General features: G+C 68.5%; 5 protein-coding genes and 1 pseudogene. All 6 read left to right on the top strand.

What is annotated here, in order from left to right:
- Nucleotides 1-389: 389 nt before the first annotated feature.
- The 6 genes and pseudogenes from ACWDO5_RS34805 (at nt 390) to ACWDO5_RS34780 (ending at nt 6,379) form a co-directional block, all read left to right on the top strand.
- A complete protein-coding gene (locus tag ACWDO5_RS34805; protein ID WP_450534538.1) occupies nt 390-1,154 on the top strand; it encodes an IclR family transcriptional regulator in 765 nt (254 codons plus the stop codon).
- A gap of 231 nt (nt 1,155-1,385) precedes the next feature.
- A complete protein-coding gene (locus tag ACWDO5_RS34800; protein ID WP_450534537.1) occupies nt 1,386-2,174 on the top strand; it encodes an MIP/aquaporin family protein in 789 nt (262 codons plus the stop codon).
- Nucleotides 2,175-2,208: 34 nt separating this feature from the next.
- Entirely contained in the window at nt 2,209-3,744 is a 1,536-nt protein-coding gene (gene glpK, locus ACWDO5_RS34795; protein WP_450534536.1) for a glycerol kinase GlpK, read from the top strand.
- 6 nt (nt 3,745-3,750) lie between these two features.
- Nucleotides 3,751-5,361, top strand: a complete 1,611-nt coding sequence (locus ACWDO5_RS34790) for an FAD-dependent oxidoreductase (RefSeq protein ID WP_450534535.1) — start codon at nt 3,751-3,753, stop codon at nt 5,359-5,361.
- Between the two features lie 89 nt (nt 5,362-5,450).
- Nucleotides 5,451-5,750, top strand: a pseudogene (locus ACWDO5_RS34785) (hypothetical protein); the annotation flags it as partial.
- Nucleotides 5,708-6,379 (top strand): FadR/GntR family transcriptional regulator, encoded by a 672-nt coding sequence (locus tag ACWDO5_RS34780; protein WP_450534534.1) that lies wholly within the window; start codon nt 5,708-5,710, stop codon nt 6,377-6,379. The pseudogene ACWDO5_RS34785 and the gene ACWDO5_RS34780, both read left to right, overlap by 43 nt.
- The last annotated feature ends 123 nt before the right edge of the window (nt 6,380-6,502 follow it).

The raw sequence follows: 6,502 nt of genomic DNA, 5'->3' as shown, positions 1-6,502 counted from the left end.
GGATCCTGCGCCTGAAGCATCGTGCCCATCGCCCCGTCAGCCACCACCACACGGGTAGCAAAGGCCTCACGCAAGGCTTCGATTCGGGTCCGGCTGTCAGCGGAAGGGGTCGGCAACGAGGCCATGGATATGCTCCCTGGAATGCGACGGCTGTCGGCTTTGCGTCTTCCGGTGGAAGGCGCACGGAGCCAGAGTAACCGGGCGGGCCGACGAAGGGGCGGGCGTCCCACGGGGCGGACGGCAACACGTCCCCCCACGGGCGGACGGCATCATGTCCCCGGCCCATACGTGATGGCTTTCGGCCACGAAGGGCTCGCCCTGCGGTGACCAGGTCGACATCGACCGATAGTGTTCAGCATTGTCGAACCGCAGTCGAGAAGGGCCGAGAGATGGCGAAGAACATCCAGTCACTCGAGCGAGCAGCGGCCATGCTGCGGCTGCTCGCGGGCGGGGAGCGCCGGCTCGGCCTTTCCGACATCGCCTCCTCGCTCGACCTGGCCAAGGGCACCGCCCACGGCATTTTGCGCACACTCCAGGCCGAGGGCTTCGTCGAGCAGGACCCGGCGTCCGGCCGCTACCAGCTCGGGGCCGAACTGCTCCGGCTCGGCAACAGCTATCTGGACGTCCATGAGCTGCGCGCCCGCGCCCTGGTCTGGACGGACGACCTGGCGCGCTCCAGTGGCGAGAGTGTCCACCTCGGGGTGCTGCACCAGCACGGCGTCCTCATCGTCCACCACGTCTTCCGGCCCGACGACAGCCGCCAGGTCCTGGAGGTGGGGGCCATGCAGCCACTGCACTCCACCGCACTGGGAAAAGTGCTCTCGGCGTACGACCCGGTGGCGCACACCGAGGTCCTCGAGGTCGAGCGCAAGGTCTTCACCCCGCGGACCGTGACGGGCCTGAAGGAGTTCGAGTCGGTGCTCAACCACACCCGGGCCCAGGGCTGGGCGGCCGACGTGGAGGAGACGTGGGAGGGCGTCGCCTCGGTGGCCGCGCCCATCCATGACCGGCGCCGCATGCCGGTCGGAGCTGTCGCCGTAACGGGCGCCGTGGAGCGGGTCTGCAACTCGGGCGAGCTCCGTTCCGAGCTGGTCGCCGCGGTACGGGACTGCGCCAGGGCGGTTTCCAGGGACCTCGGCGCCGGGCGCTTTTGAGGCTTTTGCCGGATCGTCGGTAACGATCGACTCTCTCGGCCGCAAGCCCTTGACGTCGTGTTGACAAGAGGGCAAAACTTCCGTTCACCGGTCGGCATTGCCGAACACCTACCGGCATTAAGCGTTAGAGTGTGGCCATGCCAGGGCCGGCAACGCTCTCACCTGAGGGCGCGGACCACCGGTGGGACCCGGGGTTCGCCTTCCCCTGGACGAAGGACAAAGGAGTCGCGGGTGTCCAGCTCCGACATCTTCATCGGCGAGATAATTGGTACCGCCGTACTCATCCTGCTCGGCGGAGGCGTGGTCGCCGCCGTCGTACTCAAGCGCTCGAAGGCTCACAACGCCGGCTGGCTGGCGATCGCCTTCGGGTGGGGGTTCGCGGTCATGACCGCGGTCTACATGACGGGCACGCTTTCCGGCGCCCACCTCAACCCGGCGGTCACCCTCGGCATCGCCATCAAGGACGGGGATTGGAGCAACGTCCCGGTCTACTTCGCCGGACAGATGCTCGGCGCCATGATCGGTGCGGCCCTGGTGTGGGTCGCGTACTACGGGCAGTTCCACGCCCACCTCACGGACCCGGAGATCACCGCCGCGCCGCCGCACGAGGAAGGCATGGTCGACCAGAAGGCCGCCCCGAAGGCCGGCCCGGTGCTCGGCATCTTCTCCACCGGCCCCGAGATCCGCAACGTCTGGCAGAACCTCGCCACCGAGATCATCGGCACCTTGGTGCTGGTCCTGGCCGTGCTCACCCAGGGCCTCAATGACAGCGGCAAGGGCCTCGGCACGCTCGGCGCGCTGATCGTCGCCTTCGTCGTCGTCAGCATCGGTCTCTCACTCGGCGGCCCCACCGGCTACGCCATCAACCCGGCACGTGACCTGGGCCCGCGCATCGTGCACGCCCTGCTCCCGCTGCCGAACAAGGGCGGTTCCGACTGGGGCTACGCCTGGATTCCCGTTGTCGGCCCGCTGATCGGCGGAGCGATCGCCGCGGGGATCTACAACATCGCGTTTGCCTGAGCCGACCGACACCTACAGCCGAGGAGCACAATCCGTGAGCGACGCACACACCACAGGGCCGTTCATCGCTGCCATCGACCAGGGCACCACCTCCAGCCGCTGCATCGTCTTCGACACGGACGGCCGGATCGTCTCCGTCGACCAGAAGGAGCACGAGCAGATCTTCCCGAAGCCGGGCTGGGTGGAGCACGACGCCGCCGAGATCTGGACCAAAGTCCAGGAGGTCGTCGACAGCGCCGTAGCGAAGGCCGGCATCACCGCCGCCGACGTCAAGGCGATAGGCATAACCAACCAGCGCGAGACCACGCTGCTCTGGGACAAGAACACCGGGGAGCCCGTCCACAACGCCATCGTCTGGCAGGACACCCGCACCGACGCGCTCTGCAAGGAGCTCGGCCGCAACGTCGGCCAGGACCGCTTCCGCCGCGAGACCGGCCTGCCCCTGGCCTCGTACTTCGCCGGCCCGAAGATCCGCTGGCTGCTCGACAACGTCGAAGGCCTGCGCGAGCGCGCCGAGCGCGGCGAGATCCTCTTCGGCACCATGGACTCCTGGGTCATCTGGAACTTGACCGGCGGTGTCGACGGCGGCCGCCACCTCACCGACGTCACCAACGCCTCGCGCACCATGCTGATGAACCTGCACACCCTCGACTGGGACGAGAAGATCCTCCAGTCGATGGACGTGCCGGCCGCGGTGCTGCCGGAGATCCGTTCCTCCGCAGAGGTGTACGGGACCGCCAAGGGCGGCGCGCTCGCCGGCGTGCCGGTCGCCTCGGCGCTCGGTGACCAGCAGGCGGCCCTGTTCGGCCAGACCTGTTTCTCCGAGGGCGAGGCCAAGTCGACGTACGGCACCGGCACCTTCATGCTGATGAACACCGGTCACGAGCCCGTCAACTCGTACAACGGCCTGCTGACGACCGTCGGCTACCGGATCGGCGACCAGGAGCCGGTGTACGCCCTCGAGGGTTCCATCGCGGTTACCGGTGCGCTGGTGCAGTGGATGCGCGACCAGATGGGCCTGATCAACTCCGCGGCCGAGATCGAGACGCTGGCCCTGTCGGTCGAGGACAACGGCGGCGCGTACTTCGTACCGGCCTTCTCGGGTCTCTTCGCCCCGTACTGGCGTCCCGACGCCCGCGGTGTGATGGCCGGTCTCACCCGCTATGTCACCAAGGCGCACATCGCCCGTGCCGTGCTCGAGGCCACCGCCTGGCAGACCCGTGAGATCAGTGACGCCATGACCAAGGACTCCGGCGTCGAGCTGACCGCGCTCAAGGTCGACGGCGGCATGACCTCCAACAACCTGCTGATGCAGACCCTCTCGAACTTCCTGGACGCGCCGGTGGTGCGCCCGATGGTCGCCGAGACGACCTGCCTCGGCGCCGCCTACGCCGCCGGTCTGGCCGTCGGCTACTGGCCGGACACCGACGCGCTGCGCGCCAACTGGCGCCGGGCCGCCGAGTGGACCCCCCGTATGGAAGCGGACCAACGGGACCGCGAGTACAAGAACTGGCTCAAGGCCGTCGAGCGGACCATGGGCTGGCTCGAAGACGACGCTGACGAGGAGTAATTCAAGATGACCACCCTGCAATGCGTCCCTTCCCTAGGGACGCACCCGGCCTCCGGCTCCCTGCCGAGCCGCGCCGAAACTCGGGAGCAGCTTGCCAAGGCGACATACGACCTCCTGGTGATCGGCGGCGGCATCCTGGGCATCTCCACCGCCTGGCATGCAGCGCAGTCCGGGCTGCGGGTGGCTCTGGTGGACGCCGGAGACTTCGCCGGCGCCACCTCCTCCGCCTCCTCCAAGCTGCTCCACGGCGGTCTGCGCTATCTGCAGACCGGCGCGGTGAAGCTGGTCGCGGAGAACCACTTCGAGCGGCGCGCGGTATCCCGTCAGGTGGCTCCCCACCTGGCCAACCCGCTCACCTTCTATCTGCCGGTCTACAAGGGCGGACCACACGGCGCGGCAAAGCTCGGGGCGGGCGTCTTCGCCTACTCCGCGCTCTCCGCCTTCGGCGACGGCGTCGGCCATGTGATCAGCGCAGCCAAGGCGCAGCGTGACGTTCCCGAGCTGCGTACGGAGAACCTCAAGGCCGTTGCCGTGTACGGCGATGACCAGATGAACGACTCCCGGATGGCGCTGATGACGGTCCGCGCGGCCGTCGAGTCGGGCGCGACCGTGCTCAACCACGCCGAGGTCACCGGGCTGCGCTCCACCAGGGGGCGGGTGACCGGCGCTGACCTCAAGGACCGTACGGACGGCACGGAGTTCGGCGTCAGCGCGCGCCTGGTGCTCAACGCCACCGGACCGTGGGTCGACCACCTGCGCAGGATGGAGGACCCGAACGCGGCTCCGTCCATCCGCCTGTCCAAGGGCGCGCACCTGGTACTCAAGCGCACCTCGCCGTGGAAGGCCGCGCTGGCGACCCCGATCGACAAGTACCGCATCACCTTCGCCCTCCCCTGGGAGGACATGCTGCTGCTCGGCACGACCGACGAGGAGTACGAGGGCGATCCGGCGGATGTCGCTGTCAACGACAAGGACGTCACGCAGATCCTGGACGAGGCCGCGTTCTCCATCCGCGACCAGCAGCTGTCCCGCGATCTGATCACGTACTCCTTCGCGGGTCTGCGGGTGCTGCCCGGCGGTCCCGGCGACACCTCGAAGGCGAAGCGCGAGACGGTCGTGACCGAGGGCCGCGGCGGCATGCTGTCGGTGGCCGGCGGCAAGTGGACGACCTTCCGCCACATCGGCCGTACGGTGATGAACAAGCTGGCCGCCCTGCCCGGGCAGCCGCTGGCTGACGACATGGAGCCGATCTCGCGGCTGCCGAAGAAGCTCCCGCTGCCAGGTATTGCAAACCCGAACGCGGTCGCGCACCGGCTGCTGGTCGACGGCGGAATGCCCGGCCCCCGGATGGCCGCGGACACCGCTCGGCACCTGGCCACGCACTACGGCTCGCTCTCCTTCGACATCGCGCGCCTCGCCAACGACGACCCGGCGCTCGGTGAGCGGATACACCCGGACGCACCGGAGATCTGGGCGCAGGTCGTGTACGCGCGCGACCACGAGTGGGCCGAGACTGCGGACGATGTGCTGCGCCGCCGTACGACGCTGACGATCCGGGGCCTCGCGACGGACGAGATCCGCGAGAAGGTCGACAAGCTGCTCATCGGCAAGGACTGACACCGGTCAAGCGCTTACACCGGTTGAGCTGACACCGGTTGATGAGTAAGGGGCGGACTCCGGGGAGGCCGCCCCTTACTCATGCCATGCGGCCGCACCTGGAGGGCAAGGCAGGCTGCAACACCCCCTTCCGTACCATCGAGGACGCCATCGTCCTCGGCTACCACCCTGTACCGGCACGATCCGCAGTCGATCACGGTGGACGCTTCGGGGCTCGGTCGGGCAGAACGGATCGAACGCTCCAGCAATTCGCCGAGGCGATCGCCCCAATCGTGCGGAAGGAGGCTCCGACCACCCCCCCTGGGACGCATAATGGGCTGATACATCGGATGTATGGAGGTGCCCCATGGCTGTCACGGACGAGGCCATCGAGAAGATCAAGGGAATGATCGTCTCGGGTGCGCTGCGCCCTGGCGACCGCCTCCCCAAGGAGAGCGAACTCGCCGCCGAGCTGGGCCTGTCCCGCAACTCGCTGCGTGAGGCGGTGCGCGCGCTGTCACTGATCCGCATCCTCGACGTACGGCAGGGTGACGGCACCTACGTCACGAGTCTGGACCCGCAGCTGCTCCTGGAGGCCATGAGCTTCGTCGTCGACTTCCACCGGGACGACACGGTGCTGGAGTTCCTCGCCGTACGCCGCATCCTTGAGCCGGCCGCGACCGCGATGGCCGCCACCCGGATCAGCGAGAGCCAATTGGACCAGCTGAGTGCCCAGTTGGACGCGCTCGGGCCGCAGCCCTCGGTGGAGGAGCTGGTCGCCGCCGACCTCGAGTTCCACCGCGGCATCGTGCAGTCCTCGGGCAATTCGGTGCTCTGCTCGCTGCTCGACGGGCTGTCCGGGCCGACCACCCGGGCGCGGATCTGGCGCGGTCTGACGCAGGAGGACGCGGTGAGCCGCACGCTCCGTGAGCACCGGGCGATCCTGGCGGCGCTGCGGGACGGGGACGCGGAGGCGGCACGGTCGTGGGCGACGGTGCATATCGCGAGCGTGGAGCAGTGGCTGAGGTCGACGCTTTAGCGCCTGCGGCGCCTGTTCCCCACTCCGCCCCTTCCTGAACTGGGGCAAGCCCCCAGACCCCCGTAGGCCCTTCGGGCGCTGTCCTCAATCGCCGGACGGGCTGATAACCTGGACGTCGTCGAT

It is taken from the genome of Streptomyces sp. NPDC000880, from assembly GCF_053599675.1.
The sequence above is the reverse complement of the archived record's forward strand: the minus strand, read 5'-3'. Positions and strand labels throughout refer to the sequence as shown.

What these genes read in the sequence shown, in the direction of transcription:
- ACWDO5_RS34805 (WP_450534538.1), top strand. Translation starts at nt 390, where the DNA reads ATGGCGAAGAACATCCAGTCACTCGAGCGAGCAGCGGCCATGCTGCGG.
- ACWDO5_RS34790 (WP_450534535.1), top strand. Translation starts at nt 3,751, where the DNA reads ATGACCACCCTGCAATGCGTCCCTTCCCTAGGGACGCACCCGGCCTCC.
- ACWDO5_RS34780 (WP_450534534.1), top strand. Translation starts at nt 5,708, where the DNA reads ATGGCTGTCACGGACGAGGCCATCGAGAAGATCAAGGGAATGATCGTC.